Raw genomic sequence first — 803 nt, forward strand, 5'->3', positions numbered from 1 at the left:
TCCTTGAACAGTTGCTAAAGATATTTTCTCACGCTTAGCTAATTCTGCCAAAGTAGTAATAATCTCATCACCTCTATCAAGTCGTACAACTAACACATCACCAAATCGTCTATAATCCATTCGTACATTCTCCTTTGCCGAAATTCACAAGTTATTTTACTTCTTCAATTAGGATAACACACCTAGATTCTAAAGCATTATCAAAAGCCATACCAAAAACCAATCGAAATCCCTAGCCGTCTTGACTAAACCGATTCTCAAGTACAAAAAAGAGATAGATCCGAAAGCCTATCCCTTAGTTTGAAATCTATTATTTGCTTGTTTCGCTTTGACCATAGCCATAACCGTAGCCATAGCCATAACCGTAGCCTAATTTATTGGCATCTTCACCGTTATATACGGCACCGATCACGTTGGCATTCACCACGTCCAATAAATCTTTTGTTTTGCGTACTTCGTTTTTGTTAGCAATTCCTGAACGAACAACCACAATCACGCCATCTACACGCGTTGCAACAACTTGTGCATCGGTAACAGCTAGAATTGGTGGTGTATCAAAAATAACTAAGTCAAACATTTCTTCTAATTCGCCGATTAATTCAGCCATACGGTTTGAACCTAATAGTTCAGACGGGTTTGGTGGAATTGGACCAGCTGCTAAAATGTAAATATTTGCATCCGCAACATAGTTTACAGTATCCATGATGTTTGCATCACGGTCTGTTAGTAAACTTGTCAAACCAACAGTTGTGTTGATATTGAATGTTTTGGCTACTGTTGGTTTACGTAAATCAGCGTCTACT

Annotated in this window: 1 protein-coding gene; it reads right to left on the bottom strand. The window is 38.4% G+C overall.

The features are described from left to right. Positions 1-310: 310 nt before the first annotated feature. On the bottom strand, positions 311-803 hold a 493-nt coding region (locus tag ACRCJ0_RS16805; RefSeq protein ID WP_431391298.1), incomplete at its 5' end, for a CpsD/CapB family tyrosine-protein kinase.

This window comes from Aerococcus sp. L_32 (assembly GCF_050689315.1).